The sequence below is a fragment of the Leptospira paudalimensis genome, assembly GCF_026151345.1.
GTDB lineage: Bacteria > Spirochaetota > Leptospiria > Leptospirales > Leptospiraceae > Leptospira_A > Leptospira_A paudalimensis.
This window is the reverse complement of record NZ_JAMQPR010000001.1, coordinates 990306-1007244: the sequence shown is the minus strand read 5'-3', so window position 1 is coordinate 1007244 and position 16939 is coordinate 990306. Positions and strand designations below refer to the sequence as shown.

General features: G+C 38.9%; 19 protein-coding genes. All 19 read right to left on the bottom strand.

Annotated features, from left to right (window positions below):
- Window positions 1-14 precede the first annotated feature (14 nt).
- Window positions 15-1172 carry a DUF1343 domain-containing protein gene (locus ND855_RS04570; protein WP_265357381.1) on the bottom strand — a complete coding sequence of 386 codons (1158 nt, stop codon included), beginning with the start codon at window positions 1170-1172 and terminating at the stop codon, window positions 15-17.
- A complete protein-coding gene (locus ND855_RS04565) occupies window positions 1169-2062 on the bottom strand; it encodes a prephenate dehydrogenase (protein WP_265357380.1) in 894 nt (297 codons plus the stop codon). Before ND855_RS04565 ends, ND855_RS04570 begins: the two co-directional genes overlap by 4 nt.
- Entirely contained in the window at window positions 2059-3150 is a 1092-nt protein-coding gene (gene pheA, locus ND855_RS04560; protein ID WP_265357379.1) for a prephenate dehydratase, read from the bottom strand. The genes ND855_RS04565 and pheA overlap by 4 nt, the downstream gene beginning before the upstream one ends.
- On the bottom strand, window positions 3143-3781 hold the full coding sequence (gene scpB / locus ND855_RS04555) for an SMC-Scp complex subunit ScpB (RefSeq protein ID WP_265357378.1): 639 nt from the start codon (window positions 3779-3781) through the stop codon (window positions 3143-3145). Before scpB ends, pheA begins: the two co-directional genes overlap by 8 nt.
- Window positions 3782-3787: 6 nt before the next feature.
- A complete protein-coding gene (locus tag ND855_RS04550; protein ID WP_100727440.1) occupies window positions 3788-4531 on the bottom strand; it encodes a segregation and condensation protein A in 744 nt (247 codons plus the stop codon).
- Window positions 4532-4894 (bottom strand): response regulator, encoded by a 363-nt coding sequence (locus ND855_RS04545; RefSeq protein ID WP_002975323.1) that lies wholly within the window; start codon window positions 4892-4894, stop codon window positions 4532-4534.
- Window position 4895: 1 nt separating this feature from the next.
- Window positions 4896-5963, bottom strand: a complete 1068-nt coding sequence (locus ND855_RS04540) for a protein-glutamate methylesterase/protein-glutamine glutaminase (protein WP_265357377.1) — start codon at window positions 5961-5963, stop codon at window positions 4896-4898.
- Window positions 5960-9178 carry a chemotaxis protein CheW gene (locus ND855_RS04535; protein ID WP_265357376.1) on the bottom strand — a complete coding sequence of 1073 codons (3219 nt, stop codon included), beginning with the start codon at window positions 9176-9178 and terminating at the stop codon, window positions 5960-5962. The genes ND855_RS04540 and ND855_RS04535 overlap by 4 nt, the downstream gene beginning before the upstream one ends.
- Window positions 9179-9196: 18 nt before the next feature.
- Window positions 9197-9700 carry a chemotaxis protein CheW gene (locus tag ND855_RS04530; RefSeq protein WP_108958833.1) on the bottom strand — a complete coding sequence of 168 codons (504 nt, stop codon included), beginning with the start codon at window positions 9698-9700 and terminating at the stop codon, window positions 9197-9199.
- Between the two features lie 36 nt (window positions 9701-9736).
- Window positions 9737-10321 (bottom strand): 5-formyltetrahydrofolate cyclo-ligase, encoded by a 585-nt coding sequence (locus tag ND855_RS04525; protein WP_265357375.1) that lies wholly within the window; start codon window positions 10319-10321, stop codon window positions 9737-9739.
- On the bottom strand, window positions 10318-10635 hold the full coding sequence (locus tag ND855_RS04520; RefSeq protein ID WP_100727435.1) for a cell division protein ZapA: 318 nt from the start codon (window positions 10633-10635) through the stop codon (window positions 10318-10320). The genes ND855_RS04525 and ND855_RS04520 overlap by 4 nt, the downstream gene beginning before the upstream one ends.
- Before the next feature lie 5 nt (window positions 10636-10640).
- On the bottom strand, window positions 10641-11276 hold the full coding sequence (locus ND855_RS04515) for a hypothetical protein (protein WP_265357374.1): 636 nt from the start codon (window positions 11274-11276) through the stop codon (window positions 10641-10643).
- Between the two features lie 57 nt (window positions 11277-11333).
- Window positions 11334-11687 carry a 50S ribosomal protein L20 gene (gene rplT, locus ND855_RS04510; protein ID WP_100727433.1) on the bottom strand — a complete coding sequence of 118 codons (354 nt, stop codon included), beginning with the start codon at window positions 11685-11687 and terminating at the stop codon, window positions 11334-11336.
- A 3-nt stretch (window positions 11688-11690) separates the two neighbouring features.
- Complete coding sequence (rpmI, locus tag ND855_RS04505; protein WP_002988170.1) at window positions 11691-11891, bottom strand: 50S ribosomal protein L35; 201 nt, start codon at window positions 11889-11891, stop codon at window positions 11691-11693.
- 7 nt (window positions 11892-11898) lie between these two features.
- Window positions 11899-12462 (bottom strand): translation initiation factor IF-3, encoded by a 564-nt coding sequence (gene infC, locus ND855_RS04500; protein WP_004786692.1) that lies wholly within the window; start codon window positions 12460-12462, stop codon window positions 11899-11901.
- 89 nt (window positions 12463-12551) lie between these two features.
- On the bottom strand, window positions 12552-13475 hold the full coding sequence (locus ND855_RS04495) for a hypothetical protein (RefSeq protein ID WP_265357373.1): 924 nt from the start codon (window positions 13473-13475) through the stop codon (window positions 12552-12554).
- Window positions 13476-13484: 9 nt separating this feature from the next.
- Window positions 13485-15401 (bottom strand): threonine--tRNA ligase, encoded by a 1917-nt coding sequence (gene thrS, locus ND855_RS04490; RefSeq protein ID WP_265357372.1) that lies wholly within the window; start codon window positions 15399-15401, stop codon window positions 13485-13487.
- Window positions 15402-15449: 48 nt separating this feature from the next.
- A complete protein-coding gene (locus ND855_RS04485; RefSeq protein WP_265357371.1) occupies window positions 15450-16043 on the bottom strand; it encodes a TetR/AcrR family transcriptional regulator in 594 nt (197 codons plus the stop codon).
- Window positions 16028-16918 carry an alpha/beta fold hydrolase gene (locus ND855_RS04480; protein WP_265357370.1) on the bottom strand — a complete coding sequence of 297 codons (891 nt, stop codon included), beginning with the start codon at window positions 16916-16918 and terminating at the stop codon, window positions 16028-16030. The genes ND855_RS04485 and ND855_RS04480 overlap by 16 nt, the downstream gene beginning before the upstream one ends.
- Between the last annotated feature and the right edge of the window lie 21 nt (window positions 16919-16939).

The window sequence follows — 16939 nt, the reverse complement described above, 5'->3', positions numbered from 1 at the left end:
ATTTGTCAAAAAAATTAATATCGGAACGGTTTTATTACCTTGTTCCAAACTGATTCTTTTTCTTCCAAATACCTTTCTAGGTCAGAATCTGAATGTTTTCCGTACAGATAGTCAAGCAAATAGGAATCACCAGCAAGAAGTTCAATTGCTGGTCTGTCTGATCGAAACTCATATACACCTTTTAAAAATTCAAATTGTTTTGGAAACAATTCATGCACTTGTTTTAAAAAATACAACGTGAAGTACAAAGAGTGAAACTGTTTGGGTTTTAAAACCATTAATTGGTAACCCTCACAAATGATTCCCGCGTATTTATGAAACGTAGGCAAAAAACGTAAATTACGTAATATAAACCTACCCTTTTGGTGAGATAACATTCGTTTATCCAATTCCAACTTTTCTTTGCCCAATAGATAAGGTGCGCCAAATGTTTCGAATGGTTTTGTTGTGCCTCTTCCTTCCGATAAGTTTGTCCCTTCTAATAAACACATGCCTGGATACACATAACAAGTATTTTGTGTTGGAATATTGGGGGATGGAGGAACCCATTCAAACGATGTAACCTTGTTTGGGTGGAAAACACCAACTGGAACTACTACAACATCAACATTCAAATGGAAAGTTTCATTATAATACGTTAATAATCCACCTGGTGTAAGACCATGCCGATGGAGGACTGATTTGACTCCTACAAACGATTGGTAAGTTTCCTGTAAGGGACTTCCTTCCACTTTTGTACCAATTGGATTGGGGGAATCGATTACTAAAAAAACTGGTGATTTACCAGTTTCTTTTTTTAATTTAGAAAGTTCTTCTAAGATATAATAGGCAGTCGTTAAAAATGTATAATAACGTGAACCAACATCTTTAATATCGATGATCACTACATCTAAATTTTTCAAACTCTCTTTCGGTGGGACTAAACTACTCTCTTCTTTACCATACAAATTTACAATTTGCATGTCTCCAAAAAGATAAGACAACTCATCTCCACTCACTTGGTCTTGTAACTCAGCAAACAAACCGTGTTCGGGTAAAAATATAGTTTTTAAATTGAATATCTCAGAATAGGTTTGGAAATGATACTTTCCGAGATAACCAAAGGCACTTTGGTTCGTTAAAATGCCCGCCTGACAACCACTTAGCTTTTGTATGTTTTTCAGAAACTTCATTTGTTTTTTTGAATTGTTTCTTTTTTCTCGAGTGCTGATTCCCAAATGGAAATTATTTTGGATTCATCTAGTCCAATATCTTCTAAAAATAAATTTCTAAATTCCGTAAGTTGTTTAATGAATTGATCAATTGAGTCGATGAGAAAGGATTGATTCTCTTTAAAAATAGAAACCCACATCTCCGCATTTGAGCCCGCAATCCTCGACATATCACGAAACCCCCCACCTGTAATTGGTTTTGGGATTGAATTCACTTGGTCCATCGTTGTTTGATTTTTACCCGCAACATTCACGAGGATTGTCGAAATCACATGTGGCAAATGGGAAACATATGCCAATGTTTCATCATGGACCTTGGCATCCATTTGTATGGTCCAGGAACCTATCAATTCCCAAAATTGTTTCACAAAATCAAAGCTTGTTTGGCTCGCCAATTTAGGTTTTGTTAAAATACAAAGTTTATCAACATACAAACTTGGCACTGCAGCTTCCGGACCAGTTTGTTCAGATCCACACATTGGATGTGTTGAAATATAATTATGTTCGTTATCACCAAAATGACTATTCACACGATCAACAATAGACTGTTTGGTGGATCCCAAATCGATATAAATCGTTTTTCCCGATTTTGGTAAACGGGGAATGAGTTTTAAAACAGATGCAACAGGTGTACTAAATACAACTAAATCAAAATGATCCCATTCAATCTTTGGATTTTCTTCTAAAGTGAAAACTTGATTTGCTAATTTGTTCGAAAGGATTGTTGTTTTACTTTTTTTAGAACGAACAACTGCACTAATTTCTACATTTGGATATTTTTCTCGAATGGCAAGCGATAAGGATCCACCCATAAGCCCCATTCCATAAATGAGGATACGATCGAGTTTCATGTCGGAAAAGATCCTGCAGTGGGATACGATCCAAGTAGTTTAAAAATTGTACATTGAGATTTTACTGTTTCGAGTAGAGACTTAATTTTTGGATCTTCTTTGTGTCCAAGGAAATCGATGAAAAAATGATACTCCCATAAATTTCGTTTGAGTGGCCTAGATTCAATTTTTGTTAAATTCACGGAAGCATCATGGAAGGTTTTGAGTATTTGAAACAAGGATCCTGTTTGGTTGGGAATGGAAAATACAATCGAAGTTTTATCTTCCTTTGTCACGGGTGACTCTGTTTTCCCAATCACTAAAAACCTTGTAGTATTTCCTGAATAATCTTCAATCCCTTCTGCAATCACGTTCAGTTTGTAAATTTCTCCAGCAATTTTGGATGCTATGGCAAGACCATCTTTTCGTTCTGATACTAATTTTGCTGCCATGGCAGTTGAAGATGTATCCACAACTTCCGCATTGGGTAAGTTAGCTGAAATCCAATTGCGACATTGTTCATTCCCAATTCGGATCCCATAAATTCGTTTCACTGCGGAAAGATCTGTTTCAAAACCTAATAATGAAAAAGAAATCCTTTGGTAAAGTTCCGAATACACAGTGAGATCTGTTTCAAGAAACATATCCAAAGTGGAACTTACTTGTCCTTCTGTTGAATTTTCAACTGGAACAACTCCATAATCTAATTTTTCTTCTTCCACCATTCGGAATACATCGGGAATCGAAGTCTGTGGAACCGCTTCAATGGAAGTGCCAAATTTGGAACGTAATGCAGAATGAGAAAAACTACCTTCAGGTCCTAAAAATCCAATCTTTAACGGGTGTTCTAAGGCAATCGTACCAGACATCATTTCCCGGTAAATGGCTCGTATCACAGAAGCAGGTAAAGGTCCTTTCGAAAGTTGTGTAACTTTTTCATAGACATCTTTTTCACGATCAGGTCGGTAGATTGGACCACCCGATTCTTTTTTCACACGGCCAATCTCTTGTGCAAACCCTGCTCGTTTTTGGATGAGATCAATGATTTGAGTGTCCAGTGAGTCAATACCAGAACGGAGTTTTTTTAATTCTTCTTCTGCATTACTCATTTTGATTCTCTTCTTTTAATTCTTCTGGTAACGAATCCAAATCAAAATCAGGATTCATTTCAGTTTCTTCTGTGACCAAAATAGATTCAGGTGTAAAATCTTCAAATTTGAGTTCCTTGACTTCCACTGGTGTTGGAAGGTCTGTCAATTTACTCAAACCAAAATGTAATAAAAATTCGTTTGTGGTTCCGTATAAAGTGGGTCTACCTGGAACTTCTTTTTGTCCGACAGCTTTCACCAATTTTTTGGACATGAGACTTGCCACCATGGCCCTTGAAGAAACTCCGCGTATTTCATCTAACTCAGTCAAGGTGATTGGTTGTTTGTATGCGATGATGGCAAGCGTGTCGAGAGTTCCCCGTGAGAGAGTTTCCCTTTTTTTATCTTTAAAAATATGAGATAAAATTTCGCTGTATTTTTGGTTTGTAATGAATTGGTAACCACCAGCAATTTCTCTGAGTAAAAAACCACCTTCTCTTTCTTGGTAATCAAGAATCAATTCATCTAACAGTTCTCTTGCTTCTGTTTTTTCAATTCCACAAGACTTAGCCAGTGCAGATAATTTGATTGGATCTGAAGATAAAAAGAGAAGTGCCTCAAGAAGGCCCTTTGTATAGTTTCTTTCTTCCAAATTGATCTAAACCTTGACTATTTTGATTTCTCCGAAAACTGCATGTTGGATCACTTTGCAAACTCGGATTTTAACAACTTCTAATACAGCAAGGAAGGCTGCGACGATTTCTTTTTTTTCTGGTTTGTCATTTTCAAACAAATCCATGAAGTGAATTTCGCCCGTTTTTTCTAGGAGATTTTGCAGGTATGCCATTTTGTCTTCGACCGAATATTGGGATACCCCTTCGTAAATTGGTATTTGTTCTTCGGCTTCATTGGAACTTTCTTGTTCCAAGATAGAATTGAAGGCAGAAATGAGATCAACAAGACTCACATCTAACCAATTTTCGGTTTCATCCAGAACTTGGTTTGTTTCCCGCGTGAACATACCTGCGGTCAATCTGTCCAGTTCTGCTAATCGTTGTCCCGCCATTTGGAATTTTTTGTGTTCCAAAAGTTTGTCCACAAGTTCCTTAGGAAGGGGTGGATCATAGTCTTCTTCTTCAAACCCAGGGTCTGGAAGAAGAGCCTTGGATTTTAAGTATACCAAATGTGATGCCATCACAGCAAACTCGGAAGTGAGCTCAATGGACAAGGATTGACTCGTTCTCAAAAATTGAATGAAATCAGATGTGATACGCGAAAGGGAGACTTCAAAGATATCCACCTTATAACTATCAATCAGAGACCATAAAACCGTCAAAGGTCCTTCAGTCAATCCACCGTCCTGGTTTTGCCACCGGACGATAAACTCCGGGGTTTGGGACATTTATAAACCTAATGCTTTTGCGGCAGCTTGTTGCAATCTTTCTGGTGGGAAAGGTTTCACAACAAAATCCTTTACACCCATTTTGATTGCCTTTGCTAAAAGGTCTTCTTGTCCAAGTGCCGTAACCATAATGATTTTAGCAGAAGCATCAAATTTGATAATCTCTTTTGTTGCTTCAATCCCATCTTTTTCCCGCATGGTAATGTCCATGGTGACTAAGTCCGGTTTGAGATTTTTATACTGCTCAACCGCAATGTTACCATTTTCTGCTTCACCAACGATTTCGTGACCTGCTCCAACTAACGCATCTTTAACGAGCGTTCTCATGAATTTTGCATCATCTACAACCAAAATTCTTGCCATGTTAATTCCCTCTCGACTTTAATAATTCAATCATTTTTGGTACTAATTCATCCACTGGGAGAACAAAATCAATTCCCCCAAGTTCTACAGCCACACGGTTCATTCCATACACAACAGAAGTTGCTTCATTCTGCGCCAAAGTAATACCACCTTTCGCGTGTATGTTGGAAATGGCATGTGAACCATCTTTACCCATACCTGTCATGATCATGGATAATAAATGATCGCCTCCATATGTTTCCACCAAACTATCAAACAATACTTCAATGGAAGGCCTATGTCCATTCACTTGTTCTGAATGGGTAAGCTCTATGAAACGATCTTTTCCTTTTGAAACTACCTTCATTTGGTAGTCACCAGGGGCAATGTAAGCGGTTCCGGCTTGCACCAAATCACCCTGTTCTGCTTCTTTCACATGTATTTTAGACAAAGAATTTAATCTGTCTGCAAAAGCTTTTGTAAATCCTGCTGGCATATGTTGCACAACAAAAATGGGCTTTGCAAAATCAGCTGGAATCCCTGCAAAAACGGTTTGTAACGCTTTTGGTCCCCCCGTGGAGGTTCCAATTCCGATAGCATCTACTTGGATCGGTTTTTGAAAACTTTTATTTAATTGCCGTTCGGTCCGTTCAGGACGGGAAATGGGTTCTGGACTGACGAGTTTGGAATCCGAAAATCCTTTGATTTTGAGCGATAAAACAGCTGCTATGTCCTCTGGCGAAAACTGATTCCCACTAGAAGGTTTTGGGATAAAATCAACTGCACCGAGTTCCAGTGCCTTAAAAGTAGCATCGGCACCATGTTGCGTAAGAACCGACAACATGATCACATGGCTCGGAAGTTTTTTCTTTTTGATTTCAGCGAGAGCCGTTAATCCATCCATGATGGGCATCTCGATGTCCAAAACGATAAAATCTGGTTTTAACTTTTCAGCAAGATCAATACAGTCCATCCCTGTTTTGCCAGTGGCAATCACAGAAACTTCCTCTTTTTTAGTGAGAGCATCACTTAAAATATTCCTCACAAGGAGTGAGTCATCAATGATCACAACGGTCGGTTTTTTGTTCATGATTTATGAATTAACTCAACTAACTCGTCAAAATCAGGTAAAAATACTAAAACACCGATTAGGTTACTACCTTGGTGGTTAAACTCTGTATGCATGGACAAAAATTTAGTTCTTTCTGGTTTTACAATGTCCACTACTTCCATAAAACTACCAGTGATCATTTCAGGAACAGAAGGTAAAATTTCTTTTTTCAATTTGTTGGATAGAGAATTCATAACACTCGAACAAACAATATTGGAAATTTCAGATAATACAGACATCATATCATCTGATAATTTATGATTGCTACCATCTGCATATTTTGCTTCTTCAGAACCAAGAAGTTCTCTCGCAATTTCAGAACCATTTTCTTCCGAAAACATCATGAGTAAATTTCCGTTCAAATCACCAGTCATTCGGATTTTCATTCCAAAAAATTGGTCCATCGAATAACGGAATTCTTTCGCCAAACCATCTCGATCAGTGAGTTTAATTTCCGGAATAAATAACTCGACTTCTTTCCCAACTAACTGAGACAACACAACACCAGCATTCATCATACCTGTGTTGACAATGTTTTCCAATTTTTTTATGTCTTTGGAAGACATGATTTCGTTAATGGCATCTGAATTTAAGGCAGAAACTTGGTTTAGACGTTCCTCTTTTTGTTCAACAAAACCTTTAATGATTTCGGCAGCCTGTTCTCTTTCCGTTAGTTTTACATTTTCTATTTTTGCAACATCAGCAAGCCTATGGATCTCATCTGTTTTATGATCCAATACAAGTGTTGAAGTAATGGATTCATTTGCCGAAGAATGATCTTCGCTGTGTCCATTCACAGTAGTTTCTTTTTTGATTACTTCTGTTGTAATTTTTTGGTTGGTAACAGGTTCTTCGGTAAACACTTCTTCTTTTGGAACAATGATGTGTTTTTCGATTTTATGTTTTTCTTTTTTGATGCGCGATTTGTCTTTTGCCCGTAACTCAATGAGTTTCGCATTATAACGATTTGTGGGGTGGTTTGATTTGAATATGTATTCAGAATCAGACATTTCTAGGGAACGAATTGTGGATGAACGTTTCATCATCTCACCAGATACGAGCTTATCAGTCCAATCTACTTTATCAGCAGCAATCTCAACAAGCCCTGGAATGTCTAAGACCAAAATAATGGTTCCATCTCCCATGATGGTGGCACCAGTTAATCCTTGTACGTCTTGGAAATTTTTCCCAAGTGACTTGATCACTGTTTCATGTTTTCCAATGAGATCATCGACCATAAAACCAAGTTTCCTTGTTTTGTAGTTCACAATCACAACAGGGACTTCCACCATTTCTTGTTTGTCGGCAAGACCCAAAATTCGATTGAGTCGGTAGATCGGAAGGACTTCCCCTCGTAGGTTGATGATCTCATGCCCTTCGAGTGTTGTGATTTGGTCGAGATTTACTTTGATGGTTTCAGATACTTCAGATAAAGGGAACGCATACACTTCTTCTTCCATGATCACAAGGATGGATGGAATGATCGCAAGTGCTTGTGGGAAAGATAAAGTAAAGGAAGATCCTTTTCCTTCTTCCGAATGGATGATGATTTTTCCCTTAAATTCTTCAATGAGTTTGTTCACCACATTCATTCCAACCCCACGGCCAGAGATATCGGAAATTTTATCTGCTGTTGAAAATCCTGGAGCAAAAATAAACTGAAATATATCAGACTCTGATAAGTTTTGGGAATCAGCTTCAGTGACTAACCCTCGTTCGATGGCCTTTTTTAAGATTTTATTTTTATTAAGACCCTTTCCATCATCCCGAATTTCCACAAGGATATTAGATCCACCTTGGTATGCATTCAGTTCGACAGTCCCTTCTTCCGATTTACCTGCCAGTTTTCTTTCTTCTGGCGATTCAATTCCATGATCAACTGAATTTCGGATAAGGTGGATGAGTGGTTCTCCAATCGCATCAATGACTTTTTTATCTAGTTCAGTATTTTCACCACGTAAAACCAAATTTACTTGTTTGCCAGTTTCAAGTGACAAATCACGAATCAGCCTAGTGAAACGATTGAACACAGATCCAATGGGAACCATTCGAATGTTCATGATTCCTGTTTGTAAGTCTTTGGAAATACGATTGATTTGGTCGATTTTACCCTTTAGTTCATTGAATAAAGAATCTTCCCCAAACTGTGCTACCAAATCATCATAGATTTTTTGGAATCCAGAGTTTGTGATCACAAGCTCACCCACATTGTTCATGAGTTGGTCAAGTTTATCTGAAGATACTTTGATGGTTCGCATCACAACCTTTGAATCGGTAACTGCCTTTTCAAAATTGGCAGAACCCTTCACAACCACCTTTTCTTCTACATCATTGGAAACTGGACTTGCTGGATTGTTTACGGTTGGTGTTACATCGACTCGTTTTTCCAGTGCTTCCATTTCCGTTTGAGGGATTTGGAGTTCCATTACCGAAAGGGTATCCACCATATCAATGTTACATTGTGTATAAAGTTCGTCTTTTGAATATTTAGTAACTGTAATAAAAGAAAGTGCGAAACTACCTTGACCATTATCCAACGCTTCTTCGGTTGGATTACAACGGATAACAACACCTGACTGTTTGACTGACTGTAAAATCAGTAGTAATCTTAGGTTTTGCATCGGCGTTTCATTTTTTAAACGCAGGTCAACTGTAAATGCAGTTTGGCCTTCTTCTTCTTTCAGTGCAGTTCTAATTTCAGAAATTTCGTCTTCTGTCAAATTCCCGATAGATGTTTGGTTTCCAACTTGTCCTTGTTTGGTTCCAGAAGTTGAGACTGCCGATTTATTGGAACTTCCACCACCAGAGACTGATACTTCATAATCCTGGAGTTTTTGGATCATGTCAGTGAATGGGGTCTCTACTTTGATACCGTTGGCAACACCTTCTATCACTTGTTTGATTAAATCAAAACATTCAAACAGTAAATTTACAAGTTTAACATTAATTTCCAAACTACCTTCTCTAATTTTTTGGAGAAGGTTTTCCATCGTGTGAGCGAGGTCGGATAAATTGTACAAACCAACAAAGGCTGACGAACTTTTTAAGGAATGAGCTGCACGAAAGATATCATTGATGATTTCGGGATTTTCGTGGTCTTTCTCTAGTTTTACCAAATTGGAATTGAGTTCTTCAATTTGGTCCTCGGACTCTTCCAGGAAAACTTCTGTGTATTCACCTAAAATTCCAGCCAATGTCGTATCCCCTATTCCTTACTTTGTGGTAGAAACAAAATTAACAATTTGTTCCAAATCCAAATTCAAAATCAAATGGTCTTCGTAACGTGATACAGATTCAACCATCTTACTATAGTTTAACGACAAGTCATCAGTTGTATAACTGATAAAATCCTTTTGGATTTTTACAACCTGTTTGACTTCATCCACTAAAACCCCAATTCGTTTTTCCTCTAACATAACCACTACGATACGCGAGATGGGATAAATGTCAGAATCAGTATTATGGAATCTTTTTTTCAAATCAACAATTGGAATGATTTCCCCTCTTAAGTTAATCACTCCTAAAATATAATCTTCTACATTTGGAATACGAGTGATGAGAACAGGTTTTAAAATTTCATGAACCAGTAGCAATCGGATCCCAAAAAATTCCTTTTCGATCGTAAAGGTAAGAAATTGTTCAAGGTCTCCTAAATCAGACTCTTGTTCCATTTTGGTTTTTTCCGCAAGGGATGTGAGGAGTTTTTCTTGGTCCATATGCTTCTTGGAATCGTGTCAGAATCCTACGTGGATTCAATCGAAAAAAGAATGAATCTGAAATTCCGTAATCATTTTTCCGACTTTAACATCGTGTTCTTCTACTTGGAATGGGACGGGAAAAAATTTAGAAAAACTAAACCCTATTGTTTTCTTTTGCACAGATTCTTTGTGTAAAATACGGTCATAATACCCACCACCTCGACCAAGGCGAAATCCATTTTCATGGTAACCAAGACCTGGAACCAGAATCAAATCCGCATCCTCTACGGAAATCTCCTCATCTCCTATCGGTTCAAAGATTCCATATGGACCTTTTTCAAAAGAGAACGGACGAAGGAAACATAATCCCTTGTCTTTCACCACTTTTGGAAAGTACCACTTCGCCGAATGCCTGGATTCAATAAAACTCGTGGGTCTTGGCAAAGGGCATGATTCGATGATGGGCAACACATCCACTTCCCATTGCAGGTCTGGAACATAAGTGATGATTTTGGAGTTTCCTTGTAATAAGGGAAATAGTCTTTTGAGAATCGCTGATTCTAACTCTTCTCGATCAGTAAGTTTTGGGATATTGGTTTTGAGGATCTTCCTTGCGTCTTGTTTGGAAATCGAATTCAAAAATGGTCCCCAATGATTCCCTCTTCCAACAAAGAGATAATTTTTTTCGTTCGTTCTTCCAATTCAGGATTTTCATTCACTTTGGCAGTGACATCCCTCATTTGGAACAACTCGTCGGCTAAATTGAGTGCACAAAGTACGGCAATTTTGGTTTTGGATGCATTGGGTAACACTTTTCCCAATTCCAATAGGCGTGTTTCCACGTAATCAGCAACTTCAGAAATATACCCTGAAGATGCTTCCCCTACGATTGTATACGTTTCACCAAAGATTTGTTTGGTGATTTTATGAGAGTTTTGGGCAGAGTCTGCCATATGGATTATTTAGGATCGTCTTCGATGATGAGAAAATCATCATCATCATCCGCATCAAATACGCTAATGGCTTCATCTTCATCATCGATGATGATATCGTCATCCTCATCAATCTCAACAGTTGGAACTTCGTCGTCAGTTTCCACAACGAGTTCTTCTTTTTCAAAGGATGCAGAGGCAGGAGTTTTTTCCAAAACATCTTCCCCATGGAATTCTGATTCATCTTCATCGAGTAAGATAATCTCATCATCGTCTTCTGTTGTGAGACTTGGTGTAATCGCAGCTGCCACTGGTTCCGCAGATGGAACAGGTGCATCCACAGATTGTGGTGCTTTAGGAGTGGAACTTCCAGTGGTTGGGAGGCCATCTAATCTTCCAAGGAGTTGGTGGACTTTGGATTCGAGTAAACCTTCTCTTTCTTTGAGTTGGTTTAATTCATCCGTCGCGTCTTGGAGTTGAGAACGAAGTGTTTTAAGTTCGCGCTCTTTTTCCTCCATTGCGAGCTTCATTTGGTCATTTTCCGCGCGGAGGGATTCGTTTTCCGTCTCTAGGCGTGCATTTTCTGTTCTTAGGTCCTGGATAAGCTCAAGGGCCTTAACAACTTTACTTTCTAGCTCTTCAATGGTTTCGATTTTTAACATGATAACAATCCGATGGAATAGAATAGACGAGCTATTCCATTCCTATCAAGCACTAATTTACTTAGCGACTTTGGTTTTTTCGACGATGGCGTTGAATACTTCTTTGTGGTTGTAAGCAAGATCAGCCAATGTCTTGCGATCTAAGTTGATGCCTTGTGTTTTGAGGGCGTGGATGAATTTTGAATAAGACATTCCATTTTCTCTAACAGCAGCATTAATTCGCGTAATCCAAAGTTTACGAAATTCGGACTTTTTCTTTCTACGGTCACGGTATGCCCATTGACCAGCTTTCATCACAGCTGATTTTGCTGTTCTGAATAGTTTAGAACGTCCACCTCTAAAACCTTTTGCTTTCGCAAGTAGTTTCTTTCTACGATTCTTATGAATGGTTCCGTTGACTGCGCGTGGCATCGTTTAACCTCCGTAAGGTAGAAGTTTTTCTACACGGTTATAATCGGTTTCATGGATGAGATGCATTCCACGGCTTTGGTGTTTCATCTTAGGAGATTTTTTCTCTAAGATATGTCTTCGGAACGCACAACCACGTTTGATTTTACCAGATTTGGTAAACTTAAAACGTTTGGCTGCTGCCCTATTTGTTTTTAGTTTATACATAGTTTTTTTATCCTTTAGCTTTCTCACTAATTGGGTTCATCACGACAACTATCGTCTTTCCGTCGTGTACCGGCATTTTTTCGGGAGAGGCATGCTCTTTTAGGTCCTCGACAAACCGGTTAACAATATTCATTCCAATTTCAGAGTGAACCATCTCTCTGCCTCGGAATCGAAGTGTCACTTTTACTTTATCACCCTTTTGCAAGAATTCTAAAGCATGACGCTTCTTAATCTCGAAGTCATGGTTATCAATCCGCGGGCGGATTTTGATTTCTTTTACCGTGACTACGTGTTGTTTCTTTTTCGCTTCTTTCGTTTTTTTAAGAAGTTCGAATTTGTATTTTCCAAAATCGATCAGCTTACAGACGTGAACATCCTGGTCACCCGAGACTTCCACCAAATCAAGGTTAGCTTCCTTAGCTCTTCTCAGAGCTTCTTCCAGAGTAACGATATCTGATCCTTCGTCACTGACGAGTCGAATCGATGCTACATTGGTAATTTGTTCGTTAATTCTGATGTGGGCGAATTTATCTTGGTTTGGGTTCCCTCTAGGGTTGGGCCGTTTCTGCATTCAGTCTCCGAAATTTCTTTCAATTTCCAATTTCGGATGAAAAACTAGGCACGCAAGTACATTTCTTTGCAAATGCACATGTTCAGGGGTTAAAGCGTTCCTGAAGGCCCTTCCCACACCACATATTCGATGGAAAGGGATTCTTTTTGGAGGATTTCAGGTAAAATGGGGACAAGGGAAAGGTATTCCCCATGGTTTCCCATTCCCATACAAGATCCTCCATGGCAAATCTGACCGAACTCATCATACAACACATATTGGATGAGGTTGTCATACTTGCGGTCACTCGGAATCGGGTTGGTGGTGGGAACAATTGCTAGGTAATGAAACCCTTGGTTTTCCTTTCGTTCCAATCGGAATCGAAGTTTATTTTCTTTGGTGAGAGGCTCTGTTGCATACAAAAGTTCCCCTTTGCCTGGATTCCATTTTTGGAAACCGTAAGTGCCAACCACATGTTCGGCTCGTTTCCATTCTCGTTTGGATTCTTTTTTGAAAGGTTTCGCTGAAGTGATTGGGATAGGGCTCTCGATTCTGTCATTTGTATCACATCCGGAAATCGTAATCCGTAAGGAGACTCGAGAAATTTCAGAAATAGAAAATGGAAATCGGCTCCATAAACCAGGGACATCAAAACGTTCCCAAGGTTGGACGCAGTGTTCGGATGTTTGGCAAGACAATAAGCGATCGGAAACATCGTAAAAGGCAGCAACTACATACAAAGAAACAGCTTTGTTCCCTAAATTTTGTCCCCCAGTGATGACAATATTTGGGCAATCAAATGAAACATCTTTCCGCATTCCATCCACAAATTGCATATGACTCACCTTCCATCCGAGAGTAACACCATCCGTAATGGGAAGGTTTATCATGGGAATGGCATCGTACGCATCACAGACGTCATACGGTGGGTGGATCGGAAGGTCCAGATAAAGAGTAACTGGCTCTTTCGATGTAGATACAATTTGACTCTTAAGCACTGGTAGGAACACTATGTGCCCACCAGTGTTAGTCAAGAAATTTCTTTAGTTCAATTCCCCTTTGAGAAGAGAGAGGAAACCATCACGAGAAACAGTTTCTGTTTTTTCTTCTCCCATTCTTCTGTAAGAAATATTCCCTGCTTCTTTTTCTTTATCCCCAAGGATGAGCGTATAACTGCACCGTTTCATGATGGAATCCCTAATTTTACTTCCAATTTTTTCATTCCGAACATCGAGTTCGACTCGAAATCCATGCATTACTAAATCTTGATATACTTCTTTCGCATAATCACTATGTGTTTCTGCCACAGTTAAGACACGAATTTGAATCGGATTTAACCAAAGTGGAAATTTTCCTTCAAAGTGTTCGATGAGAATTCCAATAAAACGTTCGAGCGATCCGTAAATGGCTCTATGGATCATGACTGGTGCATGTTTTTTTCCATCAGACGCTGTAAAGTCGAGTTCAAAACGATTTGGCATTGAAAAGTCAATTTGAACAGTTCCACATTGCCATAACCTACCAAGTGAATCTTTGATATTGAACTCGATCTTTGGTCCGTAGAATGCTCCGTCTCCTTCCTTGATCCCGTATTCGATTCCTTTTTTCTTTAGAGCATCATGTAATGCTTGTGTGGCGAGGTTCCAATCTTCATCACTTCCTTGTGATTTTTCGGGTCGAGTTGCAATGAAAGTTTTGAATTCGGTAAACCCAAATTTTTTGTACACGTCAAAGGTAAAATCAATGATGTCTTCGACTTCGGATTCTACTTTTTCCAATGGTGCATAGATATGGGCATCATCTTGTGTGAATGCACGAACACGGAAAAGCCCATGTAGAACTCCTGACATTTCATGCCTATGAACATTCCCGAGTTCCATAAACCGAAGGGGTAATTCCCGATAGGAATGCATGTGGTATTTATAAATCAAACAACATCCAGGACAGTTCATCGGTTTGACGGCAAACTCACTTTCATCGATGTCAGTGAAGTACATGTTTTCTTTAAAATTATCCCAGTGACCTGATTTTTTCCAAAGAGATGAGTTTAAAATGGCAGGAGTTTTGATTTCTTGGTAGCCCCGTCTAAAACACTCTTCTCGAATGTAAGATGCAAGAGTGTTCCAAAGGACAGTACCTTTTGGATGCCAAAACGGAAAGCCAGGAGCTTCGTCTTGGAAACTAAAAAGGTCAAGTTCCTTCCCGAGTTTTCTGTGGTCTCTTTTTTTGGCTTCTTCGATGAGAAAGATATATTCATCTAACTGTTTTTTGGTGGGAAAAGACACTCCATAAATACGAGTGAGCTGTTTGTTTTTGGAATCACCCTTCCAATAAGCGCCCGAAATGGCTGTGAGTTTGAAGGCTTTCAGTTGGCCAGTGCGTGCCACGTGTGGCCCACGGCATAAGTCATACCATTCCCCTTGTCCATATAACGAAACAGAGGCGGCATCAAACCCTTGGATGAGTTCTACTTTATAAGGTTCATTTTCTTTTTTAAATTTTTCAATGGCTTCTTCTTTAGAAAGTTCCCAACGTTTGACGGTAAGGTCTTCCTTGACAATTTTTCCCATCTCCACTTCGATTTTAGGTAGGTCATCCACAGTGATAATGGTTTCACCAAAATCAATGTCGTAAAAGAAAAACCCTGGACCATTCTCGATGACAGGACCCACAGTGAGTCTTGCATGAGGCCATAATCGTTGGACAGCCATCCCTAGTAAGTGGGCAGAGGAATGGTGGAAAACTTCTTTTCCATCTTTGTCATCAAAGGTGAGAAATTTGACACTCGTGTTTTCGGTAGGAACAAAAGATAAATCAACAGTCCGTCCATCGGACAAGACAACGGCAAGAGCTTTCTCTTTTAAGAAAGGCAGTTGGTTTTGGACAAAATCAGAAAATGACTTTCCGGATTCGAGTTCCTTGGAACTTCCATCGGGTAATGTAATCGTAAGTGCTGCCATAAGTGTAATCCCAGTTTTCGCACGCTCATTCTCCCGAAAAGTAAAGTTTTACCAGAGTTTTCCTGTTTCGAGAGATTCTGTTAGTTTCACAAAACTTTCTTCGACTGACTCCTTACGGCCAAAACCACCCTCTCGTTCCAGATCAATAAATCCATGTACGAGAGAACGAATGATCCGAATTCGATGGACCACTTCTTTGTCTAAAGTTTCGAATTGGAATGCAAACATACAGAGTTGTAAAATTCGATCTCCCAGTAATTTGAGTTCCGGATCCGATTCGGTAGAAACGATGACCAGTGGGTACATATGAGGGAATTCTTTGGCAAAACTTCGATAGGATTTTAAAAAGTTTGGAATCCGTTCCTTAGTGGGATCGGTTTTTTTTAAGTTTTCTTCTAGTCTGTCACCTAATAGTTGCAAGGCCCTCTTTTTAATTTCTCCAAATATATCTTCTGTGTCCTTTACATGGTTATAAAGCGAAGGTGTTCGAATGCCAAGTGCCTCTGCAACAGTTGCCAAACGAAATTCGGAAAACCCAACGTTTTGAATGGTTTCCCAAGCTAAATCCAAAATCAAACTACGACTGATTTGGGTTTGGCCTTTTTTGGGTCTTCCGATTTTGTTTTTTATTTTTTTTGCCATAATGATTTTAAATCTGAATAAAAACGATTGGGTTCTTCTACAAAAGGATAATGTCCAACATTTTCATAAAGATAAACCTTTCCACCAATGGTATCCCGTATCCAATTTGTTTCCTCTTCCGGATTTGAGAAATCAGGATCCTTTAATCCCATGATGATGATGTGATTCCCTTTTACATGGACAAGCTCATTTTCACATTCTTCTTTTGGTGCAAATAACATAGAACGAAGTGCGGCCATCCTTCCTTTTTCTTTTAAATTTTCTTTGAGTTTTTCCTTACGTGCTTCCAAATCTTTTGGTGGTTGGATCGGAAAAAGAGATTCATAAAATTTGACCCAGGCACTTGGGCCCCATGGACCACGAAAGGCAATTTGTAATATCGATTTTAATCCCCAAGACATAGGTTCTTTGTCTCTAACAAAAGGTCCTGATAAAACCATTCCCAACACTCGTTGTTTCTCTTTCGACTGGATGTAAACAGCAGATGCCGCTGTCATCGAATTAGCAATGATGTAAACATTTTGCAGATTATTTCTCTGAATGAAGGAGAGAATGTCCATAGCGGTTTCCTTCGGTCCATAGGAAGAAAAACTAACATCTGATTCTCCCATACCTCGCAAATCAAAGGCATATACGTTCCCATCTTTGTTTAATAAATGGACCAAATCCGAATAACTTTCCTTTCGATCACCTATCCCAGGTAATAAGATAAAATTCTGTTTGCCTGATCCAGACTTCGTATAGGCAATTTTTCCTTCTTCTAACGGGAAATAAGAAGTGATCAATTTCTCGCTCTTTTGGAAATCATCTGCCCAAAGGCAGATTGGGAAGAGAATGGGTAATAAAATGGGGAAATAGTGGTAGTGTATTTTCATAAAACTAATATAATTAGTTTA

Bases quoted from the DNA above. Each gene is read 5' to 3' on its own strand.
- infC (WP_004786692.1), bottom strand. From the start codon at position 12,462: ATGCAGAAACGGCCCAACCCTAGAGGGAACCCAAACCAAGATAAATTC.
- ND855_RS04530 (WP_108958833.1), bottom strand. From the start codon at position 9,700: ATGGACCAAGAAAAACTCCTCACATCCCTTGCGGAAAAAACCAAAATG.
- thrS (WP_265357372.1), bottom strand. From the start codon at position 15,401: ATGGCAGCACTTACGATTACATTACCCGATGGAAGTTCCAAGGAACTC.
- ND855_RS04480 (WP_265357370.1), bottom strand. From the start codon at position 16,918: ATGAAAATACACTACCACTATTTCCCCATTTTATTACCCATTCTCTTC.
- ND855_RS04565 (WP_265357380.1), bottom strand. From the start codon at position 2,062: ATGAAACTCGATCGTATCCTCATTTATGGAATGGGGCTTATGGGTGGA.
- pheA (WP_265357379.1), bottom strand. From the start codon at position 3,150: ATGAGTAATGCAGAAGAAGAATTAAAAAAACTCCGTTCTGGTATTGAC.
- rplT (WP_100727433.1), bottom strand. From the start codon at position 11,687: ATGCCACGCGCAGTCAACGGAACCATTCATAAGAATCGTAGAAAGAAA.
- ND855_RS04540 (WP_265357377.1), bottom strand. From the start codon at position 5,963: ATGAACAAAAAACCGACCGTTGTGATCATTGATGACTCACTCCTTGTG.
- ND855_RS04545 (WP_002975323.1), bottom strand. From the start codon at position 4,894: ATGGCAAGAATTTTGGTTGTAGATGATGCAAAATTCATGAGAACGCTC.
- ND855_RS04570 (WP_265357381.1), bottom strand. From the start codon at position 1,172: ATGAAGTTTCTGAAAAACATACAAAAGCTAAGTGGTTGTCAGGCGGGC.
- rpmI (WP_002988170.1), bottom strand. From the start codon at position 11,891: ATGTATAAACTAAAAACAAATAGGGCAGCAGCCAAACGTTTTAAGTTT.
- ND855_RS04485 (WP_265357371.1), bottom strand. From the start codon at position 16,043: ATGGCAAAAAAAATAAAAAACAAAATCGGAAGACCCAAAAAAGGCCAA.
- ND855_RS04520 (WP_100727435.1), bottom strand. From the start codon at position 10,635: ATGGCAGACTCTGCCCAAAACTCTCATAAAATCACCAAACAAATCTTT.
- ND855_RS04515 (WP_265357374.1), bottom strand. From the start codon at position 11,276: ATGTTAAAAATCGAAACCATTGAAGAGCTAGAAAGTAAAGTTGTTAAG.
- ND855_RS04550 (WP_100727440.1), bottom strand. From the start codon at position 4,531: ATGTCCCAAACCCCGGAGTTTATCGTCCGGTGGCAAAACCAGGACGGT.